Below are 17,818 nucleotides of genomic sequence, written 5' to 3'. Positions count from 1 at the left end.
GAACTATGAAAAAAATATCGCGCATTGCCGTTGCTGCTACTTTAGCTTTTGCCCTTCTCTCAACAGGAAATATCGCATTAGCAGAGTCAAAATCAGTAGACTATGATTCAAATGCAAAAATTAAGTTTAAGCCAAATGATGACGTCACACAGCCAGTTGACCCTGAAAACCCTGATCCAGAAAATCCAGTTGATCCAGTTGATCCCACAGATCCTGAAGGGCCAAATCCTGGTACACCCGGTCCATTGAGTATTGATTATGCGTCATCATTTCAGTTTGGCGAGCATAAGATTACTTCAGCAGACGAAACATACTACGCTGCTCCCCAAACCTACAAGAATTCAGAGAACGTAAGCCCGCTCTATGTACAAGTGACGGATAACCGTGGACTTGAAAGCGGCTGGTCGTTATCCGTTGTCCAAAATGGGCAGTTTGAAACGGAAGCAGGTCAAGTTTTAGATGGCGCGGCGATTACTGTGAATAATGCTGCGGTTGAGTCTATTTCAAACTCTCAAAAACCTTCGCAAGTAGCAGAATCTTTCACGCTAACACCTGGAGCGGAAAGCACACCTTTAGCTGCTAAAAATGGTGAAGGCGCTGGGACATTTACGTATCGATTTGGAACAAGTGAAACAGCTGACTCGAGCGTTGAATTAAATGTTCCAGGCGCAACAACGAAATATGCGCAGGCGTATTCAACAACCTTAACGTGGACACTTGCTGATACACCAGCTAATGAAAATAAGTAAAAAAATGGGTATGCATAGACGTTATGCATGCCCTCTCTTCAAGAAAGGATGATTTTGATGAAACGACTTAGCTTTGCCCTTCTCATTACTTTCGCGCTCCTACTCACAGGAATTCCAAACGTACAAGCATCAGAGTTTAACTTCTCTGTCACAACCGTCATCCCAGAAAATCAAATCGATCCAAATAAAACCTATTATGACCTTTTAATGGAGCCTGGTGCAGAACAAACAGTCGAGATAGTGTTGCGTAACGACACGGATGCAGATGTAATCATTGCTCCTGCCGTACATGCCGCTTCAACGAATACAAACGGTGTCGTGGAATACGGAGAATCACATGACGAGCCAGACCCTTCTCTTCTCTATCCATTAGAAGATTTGGTAACGACAGATGAGGAAATCACTGTGCCGGCAAATGGAACGTACACCCTCCCCTTGCACATCTCAATGCCTGACGAGGCGTTTGATGGAGTACTAGCTGGGGGTATTACACTGCAAGAGACACTGGAACAAAATCAGAATGAATCTGCTGAGGAAGGATTGTCAATCGATAATCAATATGCCTATGTCGTTGGCATCGTCTTACAGCAAAACCAATCAGAGATTGAGCCAGAGTTAATGTTACATGATGTTTATGCTGATCAATTAAACGCGCGAAATGTCATCATGTCGACCATTCAAAATGCACAGCCAATGTATGTGAATCAACTTTCTGTTCAGGCAAAAGTGAAAGACGATTCTGGAGAGGTGTTGTACGAATCTGAAACAGAGAGTATGCAAATGGCTCCTAATTCAAATTTTTCATACCCACTTTCTCTCAACGGTCAACCCCTTGAAGCTGGTGAATACATAATGGAATTGACCGCATCTGCCATGGGCGAAGAGTGGCGTTGGACGGAACCTTTCAGTATTGAAGAAGATCAAGCTGCTGCATTAAATGAGACAGACGTATCAATTCCAGCTCCAGACTATACGTGGCTTTACGTGGCAATTGGCATTGCATGTCTAGTGATCGCATTCTTCCTAATCCTTTTTTATCAACGGAAAAAGCACAAAAAGCTTCTCATTGACGCAATGGATAAACAGCGTGCTTCTGCGAGTTAAAGCATGGTGAATCGATTAAAGGAGTTTCTCACACTCGGTACGATTATTGTATTTTTAGGGGTTGGCATTGCCTTAGTGTGCTCTCCTTTCATTCGAGATTACGGGATTGAATCTCAGATTGCACGGGCCCAAGCTACATTCTCTGAAAATAATCTCCATGCATCCACTTTGGATGAACCACTGGAAGATTTCGTTATTGAACGTCCTCATTTAATGGATGTTCTCCGGCAAACGATAAATAGCGACGAGCTGCCAGTTGTTGGTGCGATTTCAATACCTGACGTAGACGTATTGCTTCCCATTATGGATGGATTAACAAATGAAAACTTGTTAGCTGGCGCAGCAACGCTGATCTCGAAACAAGAAATAGGTTCTGGAAACTATGTATTGTTTGGTCATCACTTAACGAACGCATCATTATTATTTGGGCCTTTGCTCAAAGTACAACCAGAAATGAAAATTTTTATCACAGACAAACAAGTCATTTATGAATATGTCATTACAGAAACAAACGTTATTTCCGAGCGTGATACACAATTTCTTATGCCAACAGATGAACCAGCCCTAACATTGTTTACATGTGACACGAGTCAACCAACGACAAATCGGTTTATGGTTCGGGCAACACTTGATTCTACGTATACCTACGACAATGAATCAGAAAAAGCGATACAGTTCGTTCAATAAAGTAACTATGACAAATTGGCAGAGGGATCAAGGGATGTTAACTGATAAACGAATGGAACGATTGATAAAACTAACATATAAGCTTAGCATGGAAGAATTTGTCCACCGTGCAGATTTAGCCGGTGAATTAAACTGTTCTTTGCGTACAGTTGATGCAACGTTAAATGAACTACAAGTAGAGATAGAAAAAGGTTCAACCTCCATGAAAATTGATTTTGTGAATGGACAGACGATGCAATTAACAGGAAAAGATGATGCCTTTCTTAAACGCTTGCTTCATCATTTCTACCTTCAAGATGATATGATTCGTTTCTTTTTAGGCGCCATTTCAAAAAAAATATCAGCTAAAACATTCGTCGATGAACAATATATGAGTCGAGCAACTTTTTTTCGGAAATTAAAACAGTTAAATCAATGGCTTGCGAAATTTGAATTAGCCTTTAACTTACGCACGCTTGAATTGCAAGGCGATGAACGTCATATTAGACAGTTTTATTTCACGACGTTGCTTGAAATTACTGGAAAAATCACATGGCCATTTCCTTTTGACAGAGAACAAATCGAACGTCGTCTCGATGCAATTGTTCGCGCATTATCACTACAGCTCTCTTCAACACAAAAAGAAGCATACTTGTATCTACTTGCTGTACAACATTATCGAACCGAGCAAAACCACTTTAGTCCAGAATATGACCAAGCATTCCCGTTCACAATTAGAGAAAAGCTTATTGGCTGTTGCCAAGACTTTCTCGAGTCATTTCCAGCTGAGTATCGAAAAGGGGAAGAAGATTTTTTATTAATGGTTGTTGTTAATTCACCTTGTCTCTATCACCCTTCTTGGATTCTCGAAGAAACTATCCAGACACATATGGAAAGAAAAACGCACGCGTGGTTCACAACAGAAAAGTTTACAACAGCACTATCTTCTTTATTTCCAGATGCATTAAATGAGGAAAATCTCATTCATATTAAAGGCCATTTATTACAGCTACACTGTAACTATCACTATCATTCTGCTAGTTACTTAAGCTACAAAGATATCATTTACGCTAAGGCCATAAAAAAACAACATCCCTTGTTAATGAGTATTGTCGATAAACTCGCGAAAGCAATTACTCACACGAACGTACAAACCTTGTCAACGATAAAAACGAGATATTTACTCATGCTTTATACATTTATCGACATCAATACGTTTCAACCACCTATGCGACTACTCATTTTATCAAGTGAAGGACCCGTTTACGAAGATACATTATCTGAAAAAATTCTCGGCTATGTACCTTTTCAACTAGAGATATCAACGTCAGCCATTGAACATAAAAAATCAAAAGATCGTCGTCCATATTCGTTAATTTTGACGGATATGCCTATGGTTACACATTCAAACGACAATATTCTATACGTCCATTCTCCTCCTACTTTCCACGATTGGAGTAGAATTTACGAAAGATGTGTAAGTGCTTATTGGAATCAACCGGATTACGCCTCGTTCGGGTAATCAGCAAAGACAACTCATTAGAAAAACACCGCTACAAATCCACTCCAAGAGAATTTAGATAAAAAACGAAAAGACGAGCCATCCAAAACATTGGATCGTTCGTCTTTTCATGCTGTGCATTTCCTTTTGTCCCATCTACTTTTCGACTATTCACCTATTAAAAGTAATGGATTCTATGTTTTCACCTAAGCGAATGGATAATTCAGGTGCTTTTGCTTCAGCAATGAGCTTGCCACTTTTAAACGAATGTGTCACAATCGCCTGCTTACGAATGGTGTCATACTCATTTTTAGCGTCAAGCACAATAAAATCAGCTGATTTCCCTTCCTCGATACCGTAAGAATCTGATAAATGGAGTGTTTTAGCACTATTCGTTGTAATAAAATCAAGCGACTGCACAATTTGATCGTACCCCATCATCTGAGATGCATGTAGCCCCATATGAAGCACTTGAAGCATATTGCCCGTGCCTAGTGGATACCACGGATCAAAGATATCATCGTGACCGAAACATACATTTAAACCTGATTCCGTAAGCTCTTTAATGCGTGTGAGGCCTCTTCGTTTCGGGTAAGAATCGAATCGTCCTTGAAGATGCATGTTGACTAAAGGATTTGATACAAAGTTCAGATTTGACCGTTTTAGAAGTCCGAAGAGTTTAGAAGTGTACGCATCATTATAGGAACCCATCGCCGTCGTATGACTTGCGGTTGTTTGCTCCCCCATGCCTCTCTCGTAAGCTTCCTTTGCTACTACTTCCACAAAACGAGACTGTTCGTCATCGATCTCATCACAATGTATGTCGACAAGTCGATCATACTTTTCCGCTAAATCAAATGCTAGCTTCATGGATTCAACTCCGTATTCTCTTGTAAACTCAAAATGAGGTATACCACCAACCACATCTGCGCCCATCACTAAAGCTTCTTCCAATAATTCTCGTCCATTTTCATAAGATAAAATCCCTTCTTGCGGAAAAGCCACAAGCTGGAGATTCACATAAGAAGCCATCTCTTCTTTAACTTCAAGTAACGCTTTTAATGCCGTTAGATTAGGGTCAGTCACGTCAACATGAGTACGAACATGTTGAATACCTTGGGCAATTTGCCATTTTAACGCTTTCGTCGACCGCTCTTTTACGTCATCGTGCGTAAGAAAAGCTTTACGCTCAGACCAACGTTGTATCCCTTCAAACAATGTACCAGTTCGATTCCATGAAGGTTCTCCTGCTGTCATCGTCGTATCCAAATGAATATGTGGTTCAATAAATGGTGGTAAAACGAGCGCGCCATTCACGTTTAGTATGTCTTCCTGATCGGTTTCAAGAGGCCCCTTAAATATTCTCAAAAAAATTCCATCCTGAATGATTATGTTCCAATATCCCTCTTCATTGCGCAATGTTGCGTTTTGTATGATCATGTGTCATCACCAATCCTTTTTTCTTTTCCATGACAGCTGAAAGTTTCATGAAGACTGTATACAGAATAATTGTACTTACTAGAGAATTTAATGGCGCTATACCTGGTGCAACTTGAGCAATCGTAACGCCTGCAATCCACGCACCTAAGGCATACCCATTCACTTTTTTTACGGCTGAATCGTATCGTCGCTTCACAAAAAAATAGTCTGCTATTAAGACGGCTCCTATAGATGGGATTGCAATCCCAAGGATTGTAAGAAACCCTACAAAGTTGTTGTACATCCACATTGCAAAAACCGTACCGATGATACCGTTGACGACGACGATCCATTTCTTTGGTAATTTTGTAATGTGGGCGAAACCTAGTCCTGAAGCATAAAGCGCATTGTCGTTTGTAGTCCAAATATTTAATCCTAGTACAACAATAGCCGGGATCATAAGACCTTGTAAAAACATCACTTCAGAAATTTCGGCTAATCCGTACACCATAGCCCCTACTGCACCAAATAGAAACATAAGTGAGTTTCCTAAGAAAAAGGCAATCGTTGTTGCACTTACAGCTTGTTTAGATGTTTTTGCAAACCGAGCAAAGTCTGGTGTAAGTGTCCCCCCGCTAATAAACGATCCAATACAGACAGCGAGTGCTGCTGAAATTGCCATTGTAGCTGTTGGATCATAGTCAAACAATTGTTGCAAGCCTCCAATTGTTTCAATCCCAACTGTAACCGAGTAACTACCAAGAACTGCAATAGCTGGTACCGCAATAAACCCTAACAAAACAAGCGATTTCATGCCAAAAATAGCAGAAGCTGTCATCGCCAAACCAAATACGAAAATAAGGCTATAGACATTCCAATTCATCGCTTGTGCAACAGGAACTGCAAACATCGCCACGCCTACACCAAACCACCCGACCTGCGTAAATGCGAGCAAAAAAGAAGGCAAGTATGAGCCTTTTTCACCAAAGGCATGTTTTGCTAATAGATGTGTTGATAGACCTGTTTTTGCTGCAATATGGGCAAGCGCACCAGTGTAGAGACCTAGTAAAAGGTTTCCTCCTAATACAACGAGAAGAAATTGGCTAAATGTTAAATGAGTCCCAAGCTCGCCCCCAGCTAACATACTCGCTGAAAAAAAGGTAAACCCAAGCATAACAGCTAGTGTTTTTAGAAAATGCTTTCGTTCTGTCTTTGGCACTGCTTGCCAAGAAAACTCCTGATCGTTGTGATTCATTCAATCATCCCCCAAGTTTTCTGATACCTAAGGCAGAAAAAAAAGACTAATTATCAGTTTACTGACAATTAGTCTCTTTTTGATTGAAAGCATGTTCAAACAAACACATCCTTACAACCATACATAATCCCTATTTAAGATTACGTATACCCGCTGTCCTTGTCAGCCTCTCTGGACTGGTTTAAAGGTACCATATGAAATTAGCTATATTATGACAAGAAACGTGTGTGTTCGTCAAGATTTATTTTACATATTAGTTGGATTAATTATTACTGTTTTGAATATTACTCTTGTACCACAAGCCTTTTCTATTATTTTTGAAGCAGCTTTTAATACAGATGCTGCTCCAGGAGGTACGATCGATTTAGCCATTCGATACGGGATAGCATGAGGCGTGTACTCAAATGAAGCCGGGCTGAGCTCTGCTGCATAGACAGATTATCCTGGCCGACAAGCACTTGTATCAATATAGGAACGTTTCTAGATACGATGATCGTCTGTACGATTACAGGCTTAACCATTGTGATGAGTCAACTTTACATCGGCGTGCCTGAAAATGAAATTGGTAATGTGCAAAGTGTGTTGATCGGACAAGCCTTTGAATACTTCCTTCCGGGAGTGGGGAACTATATTGTCGTCTTTGCAATCTTACTATTTGCTTACTCGACTATTATTGGCTGGTCCTATTATAGAGAAAAATGCTTTGGTTATCTATTTGGTGACCGTAATACCATTATTTATAAAATTATATTTGTGGCGATTGTTTTTGTGGGCGCTGGTACAGAAGCCGCTATTGTGTGGAACATCGCAGACATATTCAACGGGTTAATGGCGATTCCAAACTTAATTGCCTTACTATTTTTGTCTGGTGTAATTGTGAGTGAAACGCAGAAATTTCGAGAAGTGCGATCCCAAGAAAAGATTCAACAAAAGCAACAAAAAGCAAGTTAAACATACGAAGAGTCGTATGTTTAACTTACGTATTTTCACCTATACATCAAACGGAATGACATAGTCTTGTAATTCTGTGCGATAGTAGGCAATGGAATATTCAACAAGAACGTCGTCGAGGTCAAACGCATGTCGCGTTCGCCGAAGCATTGGCAGCGACTCCATTTTAAGGTGGTTTCTGACACGTTCATCAGGTGTAGAAACAGAAAACGCATCTTGAAAACGATTGAATGTTACACCCACCTCACTTAACACTGTATAGAGAGAGTCCTCAAAGCGTGATCTATCCGTTGGAAGCCGATACTCGCTCGGAATATAATGAAAAAAATAAATATATGGCTCCTCATCTAAATAGTACAGCCGTTCAATACAATAAAACGATTCGCTTCTCAATTGGTTTAGTTCTCTTGGTGGCTCGACTTCTTTAACCCGTAATACTTCTTTTCGAACGCTCTTCCCTTCTTGCTGTAAATAAGCGGAGAAATTTTGCCCTGTTGATAATTTAATAACGGCGCGATTATCCAAAACAGTCGTTCCGATACCACTTTGCTTTTTTACATACCCCTCTTGTGTCAACTGCTCAACCGCTTTTCGAATGGTGATTTTACTTACATGAAATTCTTCTTCTAATTGTGTCTCTGCTGGCATTAATGAACGAACAGGGTAGACACCGCTAACGATCCTCTCTTTAAGAATATCTTTCACTTGGATGTATAACGGACCTTTTTGTTTTAGTAATTTCATAGGTTCTACCTTTCTAAATCTTGTAATGGACTGCGTAAAAATCGTTCAACTTGTTGCCGAGTGGATCGCGGAGAATCACCATACGTTGTGTGAGCAAGTACACCTGCGGCGGTCGCGAATTCAATCATGGCTTGATAATCTTTTTTTGAAAAAAGGCCATGGAGCATTCCGCTAACAAATCCATCGCCACCACCAATTCGGTCTAAAATAGTGAGCGTTTGCACGTTTGAAAAGAGGGCTTGATTTTCATCTACAAGAAAGCCTTGAATGGTTTGTTCATGAGTCGTGAGACGGTTTCGTAACGTGCCTGCAATGAAGGAGATGCTGTATAGTTTTGCAACTTGAGGCAACAACTCTTCTACCTGTTCGCTTCGACTTAGACGCTGCGTTTCCAACCCAAGAATAAGTCGAGCATCTTGTTCATTCATAAAGACAATATCTGCCAGAGACAGCATGTGTTCGTAAGCAGGCTTTGCTTCTTCATATCCGCCTTTCCATAACTTTGCTCGATAGTTACAATCAAACGAGATCGTTAAGCCAGCTGTTTTTGCACGTTTCGCCATAGCTAAAGTCATCTCCCGCGTATGTGTTGAAACCGCGAGGCTAATTCCGCAAAAATGAATATGTGTCGCATCGTCAAAACAATCGGTTGCATAATCAGTAAGATTCGATTGACAAAATGAGCTTTCAATACGATTGCTATAGGTGACCTCGGAAGCTCTTTTGCCAAAACCTCTCTCTAAAAAATACATGCCAAGATAATCGCCTTTAAACGTAAGTGCATTCGTTTGAATTCCAAGTGAACGAATCGCAGAAGATGCTGCGCGACCAAGATTATTTTCAGGTAAAACGGTTATTAATGCTGTGCGATGTCCAAAATGGCTTAGTCCACTCAGCACATTCATTCCGGTTCCTGAGAATGAATAAGATAATTGGTCCGACTGTGCCAACGTGCGATAATCAGGTGGTTCAAGTCGCATCATCACCTCTCCAAATGAAAGGATTGTTCCCATTGTTCAGCCCCCTTTATTCATATGAATCAACAAGTGCTGTCATTTTGCTATATAGCATTTCAACATCTTTCACCTTTGTTTGATTCGTAGCTGGGTCAATAATAGAAGAGTATACGTGTGGGATTAGTTTTTCAACCCCTTCATCTAGGGCAACGCGCACTACTTCCTCGAAGTTATTAAGGTCGATTCCCCCTGTAGGCTCTAAAGCGAAAGAAGCTTTTGCGCACGCTCGAGCAACAACCTTATATTCATGAAGTGTACGTAGCCCTTTCATTGGAAAAAACTTAACTGAATTTGCGCCCATATCCTTCATCATGGCAATTGCTGTTTCAATTGGAATAGCGGCAGGTGTTGATTGTGAACTTAACGGGCCAGTCGAAATTGTAACAAATCCTGGAGTTCCACTCGGTGAGACCAAACAATTCACCATCGTCGTTTCATTGTCTAATGCAGCACGGGTATAGCCTACACCTGTAAAAACTTGATTGACATGCTTAGGTTTAAATCTGCGCGCAATCTCACCTACGACTTTCCATTGATTCGGATCACCTGCCCCAAGTCCGATAGAAACCGATTGATTTGTTTTCATAGCATATTGCTCCATATCGAGCACAGCCTCATCTACTGTTGCATAGTTTTTCGATAGAACACCGATAAGAACGTACCCATTCGCCGCTTTATAACAAGCTTCAGCATTGTCAAGGTCGTCTGCTAATACATTTAAACAAATTCGATCTTTATAAAAATTAGACATGGACAGAATCCCCCAATAACTCGTTTAGTCGTTCAACAATAATAGTCGCATCACCAGCTAATAAAGGTCGTGGATCTAAATCAATATGCCCTTCATTTGCATGGTAGTCCCTCGTATAAATAGGGGTACCCCCTTCTTTTAAAGCTTGAACAAGTTGACGGGCATTCAGCTTTGCTTTTGATGGATCGATGAAAACCCGACATCTTTTAATCGGACGTCCAGCTGGATCTTCAGTAATCGCGGCTTCTACACCGGGTAATGTTGAGAGCGATAGAAAAACACGTAATTCGTCTTCTTGCTCGCTTAATGTCATCGTATTTTTTCCGTAATCTTCAATAGCCGCTAATAATCCAAATACGGTTTCCTTCCCTACTTTCATTGCCCGACCAATGTAAGAACGGTGCATTTTCGCATAGGAGATAAATGGTTCAGCACCTGCTAAAATTCCGCTTGAAGGTCCCTCGATCGCTTTTGATCCACTAAACGCAACCAAATCACACAGTGTGCCGAATTGATCAATACCATCTTCTGCTGCTGCATCAACAAGAAGTGGTAAATCGTATTGGAGACATAGTTCTCGAACTTCTTGTAAGGAAGGCATATTTTTTTGAACACAGTGATGCGATTGAACAAACAGAAGTGCCACCGTCTTTTCCGTAATTGCCTGTTCGATTTGCGGGATGTCACATCCATTCGCATAGCCTACCTCCTTCACCTTTGCACCAGCAAGAGAGACCATCGTTTCAATAGGTGCACCATAGTTTACATTGTGGCCTTTCATTAAGAGAATTTCATGAGGTACGTTCGGCGCAACTTTATGCAGATGTTCGACTGCAAACGGATCATCTTTTGTTATGAGGCCAGCAATTGCAAGTGTTATAGAAGCGGACGCCGAATTGGTAATCATGGCGTCTTCTGTTTTGAGATAAGCTGCAAGGGCTTTTCCTGACTGCTCATACAGATCTGCCATTTCAAAATAGTGCTTTCCGCCATAACGCATCTCTTCTGTGACACGGTCAGATAATGTGGAAACCCCGAGTATTGTCATTCTGCCACTTGCATTGATTGCTTTATGGAGATTCTGTTTAAAGTTCATAATAATGTCCTCCTAAAAAAACAGCAATTGGTTTAATACAGCCTTTTGATTGTCTAACAACACCATGAGAATCTACGAGCGGTACTGACGTTTCTTTTTCCACTTTAAACAGCGTTAGATCTGCTTTTGCTCCTGGTTTCAAATGACCAATATCGTTTCGACCAATTATTTTTGCAGGGGTTTCAGTCACAGCACGAATGACGGAAGCTAAAGAATAGCCAAGGGTTAAACATTTCGTTAGTGTCGTAGCCATATCAAAAACTGGTCCATTCAACTGATTGTTGCTGTAAATATCCGTGCTAATCGTATCAAATGGGATTTGAGCACGAGCTGCTTCTTCGGCAACCCGAAACGAAAAGCTTTTTGACCCGTGTCCAATGTCTAATGAGACGCCTCGTTTTCTTGCTTCTGTTAACGCAAGGATTGGCTTTCCATCATCGGTAAATAATTGATTGTCTTTGCCGTTATAGCAATGAGTAATAATATCTCGTTCATCCAGTAAATCCAAAATATCTTTTATTAAGGGTGGCGCACTACCGATATGAACCATAAGTGGCTTTTTTAATTTGTGGGTAAACGCCTTCGCAAGACGCAATGGTTCAAGATTGTTGCTCCCTACCACACTCGCACTCATTCGAGCTTTTAAGCCCACAATGAATGCCGGATATTGTTGAACTGCTTTTTTTATTTCACATTCAGAAATGTCGTTTAAGTCTGTTAATTCGTTTGTTTTTTCTAGTCCGCACCGTGCAATGTTTAAGAACGATAACACTCTTGTTTTTCGTTTCATTGATAACTCATAGAGACTGTCAATATGGTCTGCCCCACACGTGCCTGCATCGACTACCGTCGTTACCCCTGTTTTAAACCCGATATCATCAGGGTCTGCACAGTACGGCGGAAATTGTGGAAAAGCATGAGTATGAAGGTCAATCCAACCACTTGAAACATATAAATCTTTAGGAAAATGGATCTCATTTGCATCAGATTGGTTTAATGTGCCCACCTCTTGAATCATGCCGTCTTGAATTGAAAGATCAATACGTTTTCCGGAAGCTACCCTTAGATTTTTAAGTGTCTGCTTCATGATTCACCCCATTATCAATAACGTACAATGTGTATAGTTAGTCAGTATAAATAAAAAATTCCGCAAAGTAAATAACGTTATAATGTTTAAAAAATTCCCCTCTCTCCCAAACGTTCGTCCTTAACAGTAATCGATTCAAAATAAGTAGCTTATTTTGAAATAAAATCGATAATTTCCGAACATTACTATTGCACTAAAGAATGAACTTATGTACAATGACGTTACAAGTTTTCATTTAAAGGTGATTAAATGACTATAGATGTGAACGAAACAAAAAAACTTCTTGCTCAACTTTACAATGATGTTTCAAAAGAATTATTTGGTGTTGGTACAACCCTGTTAAAAACGACCATCGCTTCTAACATGATTACGATTCAGGCAAAACATAAACGTGCTGCTCGCTCAATGGCACTTGAAGGTGAAATCCCGTCATTAAAGCTAGAGGTTGATTTTCACCTCTCTCTTCTTTATAAACGAAAGCTTGCTGAACGTTTAGAATTGCATTTTCCTGACCTAATTGAGGTTGTATTACGAGATTACGATGCTCAAACGCAATGGGCTGTTACCACCATTCTTCTTCACCATAATTTAATAGACTAAATGAACAAATTGGACATGCTCTGGTTTGAGATTTAGCTGCGAAATGACTGCTTTTCTGCGTGTTTACACAAGGAAGATGCGTCTGTAGAACGTGCTTTTTTGCGCTGCTACAGGTGTGTCTTCCTTTTTTAGTTTATAACATTGGAGGAATAAAAATGAAAAAATTAGCGACAATGACCATTTTCTTGGTAAGCATTACATCACTTAGTGCATGCGGCCAATCAGGCAACAACAGTGGAGATGCACCGACGGATCTCGTCGTATCAACTTGGGGGTTTGCAGAGGATTTCTTTAATGAAGAAGTGTACGCTCCGTTTGAAGAAGAACATAACGTCAACATCATTGTTGATGTGGGAAATAATTCTGAGCGATTAAATCGCATCCGTCAAGGAACGGCGGATATTGATGTGATTTACTTATCCGATTATTATGCCCAACAAGGAATCGATGAAAGTCTTTTTGCTTCACTTGACCGAAACAACATCCCGAACATTGATGACCTGTATGAGTTAGCACAAGCTCCCCTCGGAGAAGAGTACGGACCTGCTTATACTGTTGGTCAATTCGGCATTGCTTATAATCCTGATGAAGTTGATGCAGATATTGCAAGCTGGGCTGATTTATGGGATGAGTCCCTTGCTAATAACATCACTTTGCCAAACATTACAGCGACAACAGGACCGATGTTTTTAGACGCTGCATCCACCGTTGCTGGCGAAGAAAGCTTTAACGAAGATGCCGCATTTGCCGAATTAACAGCACTCAAAAGCAATGTGGTCAAAGAATACGACCGCACATCTGATTTCGTTAACATGTTCTCTCAAGGAGAAATTGTTGCTGGTCCATTTATGGAAATGTACTTAAATGATTTAATCGCAGCCGTACCGAACACACAGTTTGTGACGCCAGAAGAAGGTGCTTATGCCGTATTAAACACCGTTAATGTCGTTGAAGACAGCGACAATCAGGAACTAGCAGAAGCGTTCATTAACTGGCATCTCAGTGCAGAAGTTCAGGAAGCATCAGCAAAAGCAAAGATTGATTCTCCTGTAAACCAGACGGTTGAATTATCTGCTGAAGAAGCAGACGGCATTACGTATGGCGAGGAAACAATCAATGACTTAAAGCTGCTTGATATGCAGTTTGTTAATGAACAGTCTGCTCAGTGGATTGACCGCTGGAACCGCGAAATCGCTAATTAAGGAGGTTTTTTTAATGAAACAGAAGCTTCTGCTCGATGTTGATACAGGCATTGATGACGCGCTTGGCATCCTCCTTGCGGCAAACGATTCGAACACCGAATTAGTAGGTATTACGACGGTGAATGGAAATGTGTCACTTAAGCAAGCAACCACAAACACGCTAAACGTTTTGGCATTAACGGATGTCCGTGTGCCTGTTGTTCAAGGAGCGGCAAGACCGCTTCTTCGTGCGCCTCATTTTGAAAAAGCAGTTCACGGAGAAAACGGTCTCGGCGGCGCATTAGCAGATATTGAACCTGCGATGCTTACGACACCAGGATTCGCGCCAGACTTTATTATTTCGCAAGCTTCACGCTTCCCAGGTGAGCTCACCCTTGTCATGACTGGTCCGTTAACAAATCTTGCCTTAGCGTTACAGAAATGCCCTGAGCTCCCACGACTCATTCAGAACGTCGTCTATATGGGTGGAGCAGCCTTCACTTACGGCAACATTACACCGACCGCTGAGTACAACATGTTTGTTGACCCCGAAGCTGCTCGGATCGTACTGCAAGCGGGCTTCGAGTCCTTAACGCAAATCGGACTGGACGTGACGCGCAAAGCGCTGCTTTATAAAGAACATATCGACTCATTAGGGGACTCCCCTGTAAAAGCGTTTATTCAAGAATGCACGGCGCATTATATGACGCGCTACGAGATGCGCAATGGCATAGCAGCATGCGCTTTACATGATCCACTTGCCGTTGCCTATGCGATTCGACCAGAGCTGTGTGAAACGACCTTACTTCACACAGACGTTGAGACAACGAGCCGTTTATGCGATGGTCAAACGATTTGTGACGTGCAAAACCGGTTGGGTGAAGAACCCAATGTCCACGTCGCACTCACGCTCGAGACAGACGCATTTTTATCTTATTTCCTAACAACAATCCAACACGGGTCGCGCTGACCTGTGTTGCAATGAGGTGGCTGTATTGAAACGATCTGGACGTTATTTCTTGCTTCTTCCAGGCTTGCTTTTTTTATCAATCTTTATGATCATCCCACTCGTGCTGACCATTTCTTCAACCTTTCTTGAGGATGGCAGCTTTACGATTGCTGGATACATGAACTTTTTAACGGATGCGTATTTTCTTGATATTTTAACAACAACGCTGTTTGTCGCCTTAACAACGACCTTTTTCTGCATCGTGCTTGCGTTCCCCGTTGCCTACTACATTTCCAAAATCAACGGCTCGAAAAAAGCGCTTTTGCTCATGCTGGCGATCTTTCCTTTACTCGTCAGTCCAATTGTCCGCTCGTTTAGCTGGATGATTATTTTAGGAAGAAACGGTCTGTTGAATGATCTCCTATTATCCATCGGCATCATTCAGGAACCATTAACGATTCTCTACACACCAGTGGCTGTTGCAATTGGTCTTGTTCATTTGTTCCTACCGCTCATGATCGTCACCCTTGTTGGCGTGATGGAAAATATTGATTCTGACTATATTCGCGCGGCAGAGAGCCTCGGAGCATCAAAAACAACAGCTTTCTTAAAAGTAATGTTTCCTCTCTGTATGCCAGGTTTATTAATTGGAAGCACGCTTGTATTTGTCGGCAGCTTTACGGCATATACCACACCGGCTTTACTTGGTGGTCAACAACGTGTGATTTCAACCTTTCTTTACCAAAATGCGATTACACTAAATGACTGGAATACGGCAGCGATGATTGCCACGATCATGATTGTACTGACGTTTGTTGTCACCGGCATATTCCAAAAAATCGCAACGATGTTGAATCCAGGAGGCGCTTAAGATGAATCAGTCAAAGAATCTCGCATTAGGAATCACAACGTTCGCGATCTTTCTCTTTTTGCTCGGTCCACTGGCAATCATTTTTATCGCTTCGTTTGAACCAACAAGCGTGCTCCAGTTTCCACCTACAGGCTTTTCGCTTGAATGGTACCGCAATATCTTCGGCGTCTCCGCCTTTATGGACACGTTTAAACTTTCAATGATTGTCAGTTTGCTAGGTAATTTATGTGCTTTACTTCTTGGCATTCCTGCTGCCTATGCCTTAAGCCGCTTTGATTTTCGCGGTAAAGGACTGTTAAACGCCCTGTTTGTCTCACCGATTTTGATTCCGGGAACGGTGCTTGGTTTCACGTTCTTACGCTACTTAATTGTCAGCTATAGTTTACCGCTTGAGGCCGCGCTTTTTGTTGGCCATACGATTTTGATGCTGCCGTTTATCATTCGTGTCATTGCCTCAAGCATGGCCAACTTTGATTTCTCAATAGAAGAAGCAGCCATGAATTTAGGTTCAAGTCGAATCGGTGCCTTTTTCCGCGTCATTATTCCTAATATCAAGTCGGGAATCATCGCTGGTGTCCTGATCGCTTTCCTTGAATCGTTTAACAACGTGGACATCTCTGTTTTCTTAACCGGACCAGGCCTCAGTACATTACCGATTCAAATGTTAACGTATGTCGAGCATTACTTTGATCCGACGGTCGCGGCCATTTCCGTGCTGCTGATGATTTTCACCGCCTTGTTTATGTTCGTGATTGAACGGCTTGTCGGCTTATCACATTTTACAAAACGCTAAGTATGAACGATGGAGGATCGACAATGACTTTATTATCTTTAGATCAAGTAACCGTTGCTTATCAAAAGCAAGATATCTTAAAAGATTTTCAGCTCAATATCGAAAAAGGCCAGCTTATCTCCTTGCTTGGCCCAAGCGGCTGCGGTAAAACGACGACGCTCCGACTGATTGCTGGCTTTATTGATGCCAAAGCAGGTCGCTTTACCTTTGATGGAAATGATTATACGAAAGTGCCGGTTTCGAAACGGAACTTTGGCTTCGTCTTTCAAAATTACGCGCTTTTTCCGCACTTATCGGTCTATGACAACATCGCATTTGGCTTAAAGCTACGGAAACAATCAAAGGCAGACATTGAAAAACGAGTCAAGCATGTGCTTGAGGTTGTGAATTTAATCGGGTTCGAAAACCGCTATCCGAAAGAGCTTTCAGGTGGTCAACGCCAGCGTGTCGCGATTGCCCGGGCGCTAATCATTGAACCAGATCTGCTGCTGTTTGACGAACCGCTTAGTAACTTAGACGCCAACTTGCGTGAAAGCATGCGCGTAGAGATTCGCCGAATTCAGCAGGAACTGGGCATTACAACGGTTTACGTTTCCCACGACCAAGAAGAATGTTTTTCGATTTCCGATCAGGTAGCCATTATGAACAACGGCGTAATTGAGCAGCTGCACACACCAGCGCATATTTATCGCTATCCAAAAACACGCTTTGTGGCTGAATTTATCGGGTTTAAAAACTTCATCTCTTTCTCAGACCGTCAAGAACAAGGCGATACGTTGCTAATGACGGCAGGTAGCCACACATTCCAAGTTGCAAAACACGAAAACAGCGAATCTGGCATGACGGGGGCGATTCGTCCAGATGATTTACAGCTATTGTTGGAAGCTGGTCAAGGAGAGCGTCCGAATCATGTTTCAGGTACGATCAAAATTTGCACATTTCTCGGTCGCAGCTACCAATGTACGGTTGAAACGGCACTTGGAACGTTTACCGTTAATGCGGCAATTGCTCACCCACTGGCTATTGGAACAGCCGTGACGCTCTTGTTCCCAGAAGACAAAATTGTCGTGGTTCAGTAAGGAGGA

19 protein-coding genes are annotated in these 17,818 nt (G+C 41.7%); 12 read left to right on the top strand and 7 right to left on the bottom strand.

What is annotated here, in order from left to right:
- The first annotated feature begins 5 nt into the window (after nt 1–5).
- From ABC361_RS09560 to ABC361_RS09545, 4 genes are read left to right on the top strand one after another with little or no spacing between them, the layout of a single operon-like run.
- Nucleotides 6–749, top strand: a complete 744-nt coding sequence (locus ABC361_RS09560; RefSeq protein ID WP_413073768.1) for a WxL domain-containing protein — start codon at nt 6–8, stop codon at nt 747–749.
- 57 nt (nt 750–806) lie between these two features.
- Entirely contained in the window at nt 807–1,853 is a 1,047-nt protein-coding gene (locus ABC361_RS09555; protein WP_413073767.1) for a WxLIP family cell surface protein, read from the top strand.
- A gap of 3 nt (nt 1,854–1,856) precedes the next feature.
- A complete protein-coding gene (locus ABC361_RS09550) occupies nt 1,857–2,540 on the top strand; it encodes a class A sortase (RefSeq protein WP_413073766.1) in 684 nt (227 codons plus the stop codon).
- Nucleotides 2,541–2,574: 34 nt separating this feature from the next.
- Nucleotides 2,575–4,041, top strand: coding sequence for an AcpB/EbpR/MafR family transcriptional regulator (locus tag ABC361_RS09545; RefSeq protein ID WP_413073765.1), 1,467 nt, complete (start codon nt 2,575–2,577; stop codon nt 4,039–4,041).
- A 150-nt stretch (nt 4,042–4,191) separates the two neighbouring features.
- Here ABC361_RS09545 and codA read toward each other — a convergent pair whose 3' ends face one another.
- Together codA and codB are read right to left on the bottom strand one after the other, a co-directional pair.
- The gene (gene codA, locus ABC361_RS09540; protein WP_413073764.1) at nt 4,192–5,460 is read right to left on the bottom strand and encodes a cytosine deaminase; all 1,269 of its coding nucleotides are present in this window, start codon (nt 5,458–5,460) and stop codon (nt 4,192–4,194) included.
- On the bottom strand, nt 5,429–6,694 hold the full coding sequence (codB, locus tag ABC361_RS09535; protein ID WP_413073763.1) for a cytosine permease: 1,266 nt from the start codon (nt 6,692–6,694) through the stop codon (nt 5,429–5,431). Before codB ends, codA begins: the two co-directional genes overlap by 32 nt.
- A gap of 211 nt (nt 6,695–6,905) precedes the next feature.
- Between codB and ABC361_RS09530 the strand changes: the two genes are divergently transcribed.
- Entirely contained in the window at nt 6,906–7,085 is a 180-nt protein-coding gene (locus tag ABC361_RS09530; protein ID WP_413073762.1) for an alanine:cation symporter family protein, read from the top strand.
- A gap of 98 nt (nt 7,086–7,183) precedes the next feature.
- Nucleotides 7,184–7,645 carry an alanine:cation symporter family protein gene (locus ABC361_RS09525; protein ID WP_413073761.1) on the top strand — a complete coding sequence of 154 codons (462 nt, stop codon included), beginning with the start codon at nt 7,184–7,186 and terminating at the stop codon, nt 7,643–7,645.
- A 39-nt stretch (nt 7,646–7,684) separates the two neighbouring features.
- Here ABC361_RS09525 and ABC361_RS09520 read toward each other — a convergent pair whose 3' ends face one another.
- From ABC361_RS09520 to ABC361_RS09500, 5 genes are read right to left on the bottom strand one after another with little or no spacing between them, the layout of a single operon-like run.
- Nucleotides 7,685–8,389, bottom strand: coding sequence for a GntR family transcriptional regulator (locus tag ABC361_RS09520; protein ID WP_413073760.1), 705 nt, complete (start codon nt 8,387–8,389; stop codon nt 7,685–7,687).
- Nucleotides 8,390–8,394: 5 nt separating this feature from the next.
- Nucleotides 8,395–9,402, bottom strand: coding sequence for a sugar kinase (locus ABC361_RS09515; RefSeq protein ID WP_413073759.1), 1,008 nt, complete (start codon nt 9,400–9,402; stop codon nt 8,395–8,397).
- Nucleotides 9,403–9,415: 13 nt separating this feature from the next.
- Nucleotides 9,416–10,156 (bottom strand): 2-dehydro-3-deoxy-phosphogluconate aldolase, encoded by a 741-nt coding sequence (dagF, locus tag ABC361_RS09510; protein ID WP_413073758.1) that lies wholly within the window; start codon nt 10,154–10,156, stop codon nt 9,416–9,418.
- On the bottom strand, nt 10,149–11,252 hold the full coding sequence (locus tag ABC361_RS09505; RefSeq protein ID WP_413073757.1) for a DgaE family pyridoxal phosphate-dependent ammonia lyase: 1,104 nt from the start codon (nt 11,250–11,252) through the stop codon (nt 10,149–10,151). The genes dagF and ABC361_RS09505 overlap by 8 nt, the downstream gene beginning before the upstream one ends.
- A complete protein-coding gene (locus ABC361_RS09500; RefSeq protein ID WP_413073756.1) occupies nt 11,242–12,339 on the bottom strand; it encodes an amidohydrolase/deacetylase family metallohydrolase in 1,098 nt (365 codons plus the stop codon). The genes ABC361_RS09505 and ABC361_RS09500 overlap by 11 nt, the downstream gene beginning before the upstream one ends.
- A 249-nt stretch (nt 12,340–12,588) precedes the next feature.
- On the opposite strand from ABC361_RS09500, the gene ABC361_RS09495 reads away from it, so the two are divergent.
- The 6 genes from ABC361_RS09495 to ABC361_RS09470 all read left to right on the top strand — a co-directional run bounded on the left by ABC361_RS09495 (nt 12,589) and on the right by ABC361_RS09470 (nt 17,812).
- Entirely contained in the window at nt 12,589–12,939 is a 351-nt protein-coding gene (locus tag ABC361_RS09495) for a DUF2294 domain-containing protein (protein ID WP_413073755.1), read from the top strand.
- Between the two features lie 155 nt (nt 12,940–13,094).
- Complete coding sequence (locus tag ABC361_RS09490; RefSeq protein ID WP_413073754.1) at nt 13,095–14,141, top strand: extracellular solute-binding protein; 1,047 nt, start codon at nt 13,095–13,097, stop codon at nt 14,139–14,141.
- Between the two features lie 13 nt (nt 14,142–14,154).
- The gene (locus ABC361_RS09485; RefSeq protein ID WP_413073753.1) at nt 14,155–15,090 is read left to right on the top strand and encodes a nucleoside hydrolase; all 936 of its coding nucleotides are present in this window, start codon (nt 14,155–14,157) and stop codon (nt 15,088–15,090) included.
- Nucleotides 15,091–15,115: 25 nt separating this feature from the next.
- Nucleotides 15,116–15,940 carry an ABC transporter permease gene (locus tag ABC361_RS09480; protein ID WP_413073752.1) on the top strand — a complete coding sequence of 275 codons (825 nt, stop codon included), beginning with the start codon at nt 15,116–15,118 and terminating at the stop codon, nt 15,938–15,940.
- Nucleotide 15,941: 1 nt separating this feature from the next.
- Entirely contained in the window at nt 15,942–16,733 is a 792-nt protein-coding gene (locus tag ABC361_RS09475) for an ABC transporter permease (protein WP_413073751.1), read from the top strand.
- A 23-nt stretch (nt 16,734–16,756) separates the two neighbouring features.
- Nucleotides 16,757–17,812, top strand: a complete 1,056-nt coding sequence (locus ABC361_RS09470) for an ABC transporter ATP-binding protein (RefSeq protein ID WP_413073750.1) — start codon at nt 16,757–16,759, stop codon at nt 17,810–17,812.
- Nucleotides 17,813–17,818 lie beyond the last annotated feature (6 nt).

This window comes from Shouchella phoenicis, assembly GCF_047238345.1.
Lineage (GTDB): Bacteria > Bacillota > Bacilli > Bacillales > Bacillaceae_D > Shouchella.
This window is presented reverse-complemented; position numbering and strand designations above follow the sequence as displayed.

Coding starts and splice junctions, on each gene's coding strand:
- ABC361_RS09500 (WP_413073756.1), bottom strand. CDS start 12,339: ATGAAGCAGACACTTAAAAATCTAAGGGTAGCTTCCGGAAAACGTATT.
- ABC361_RS09475 (WP_413073751.1), top strand. CDS start 15,942: ATGAATCAGTCAAAGAATCTCGCATTAGGAATCACAACGTTCGCGATC.
- ABC361_RS09525 (WP_413073761.1), top strand. CDS start 7,184: ATGATCGTCTGTACGATTACAGGCTTAACCATTGTGATGAGTCAACTT.
- ABC361_RS09495 (WP_413073755.1), top strand. CDS start 12,589: ATGACTATAGATGTGAACGAAACAAAAAAACTTCTTGCTCAACTTTAC.
- codA (WP_413073764.1), bottom strand. CDS start 5,460: ATGATCATACAAAACGCAACATTGCGCAATGAAGAGGGATATTGGAAC.
- dagF (WP_413073758.1), bottom strand. CDS start 10,156: ATGTCTAATTTTTATAAAGATCGAATTTGTTTAAATGTATTAGCAGAC.
- ABC361_RS09520 (WP_413073760.1), bottom strand. CDS start 8,389: ATGAAATTACTAAAACAAAAAGGTCCGTTATACATCCAAGTGAAAGAT.
- ABC361_RS09545 (WP_413073765.1), top strand. CDS start 2,575: ATGTTAACTGATAAACGAATGGAACGATTGATAAAACTAACATATAAG.
- ABC361_RS09555 (WP_413073767.1), top strand. CDS start 807: ATGAAACGACTTAGCTTTGCCCTTCTCATTACTTTCGCGCTCCTACTC.
- ABC361_RS09530 (WP_413073762.1), top strand. CDS start 6,906: ATGACAAGAAACGTGTGTGTTCGTCAAGATTTATTTTACATATTAGTT.
- ABC361_RS09505 (WP_413073757.1), bottom strand. CDS start 11,252: ATGAACTTTAAACAGAATCTCCATAAAGCAATCAATGCAAGTGGCAGA.
- ABC361_RS09470 (WP_413073750.1), top strand. CDS start 16,757: ATGACTTTATTATCTTTAGATCAAGTAACCGTTGCTTATCAAAAGCAA.
- ABC361_RS09550 (WP_413073766.1), top strand. CDS start 1,857: ATGGTGAATCGATTAAAGGAGTTTCTCACACTCGGTACGATTATTGTA.
- codB (WP_413073763.1), bottom strand. CDS start 6,694: ATGAATCACAACGATCAGGAGTTTTCTTGGCAAGCAGTGCCAAAGACA.
- ABC361_RS09560 (WP_413073768.1), top strand. CDS start 6: ATGAAAAAAATATCGCGCATTGCCGTTGCTGCTACTTTAGCTTTTGCC.
- ABC361_RS09485 (WP_413073753.1), top strand. CDS start 14,155: ATGAAACAGAAGCTTCTGCTCGATGTTGATACAGGCATTGATGACGCG.
- ABC361_RS09515 (WP_413073759.1), bottom strand. CDS start 9,402: ATGGGAACAATCCTTTCATTTGGAGAGGTGATGATGCGACTTGAACCA.
- ABC361_RS09490 (WP_413073754.1), top strand. CDS start 13,095: ATGAAAAAATTAGCGACAATGACCATTTTCTTGGTAAGCATTACATCA.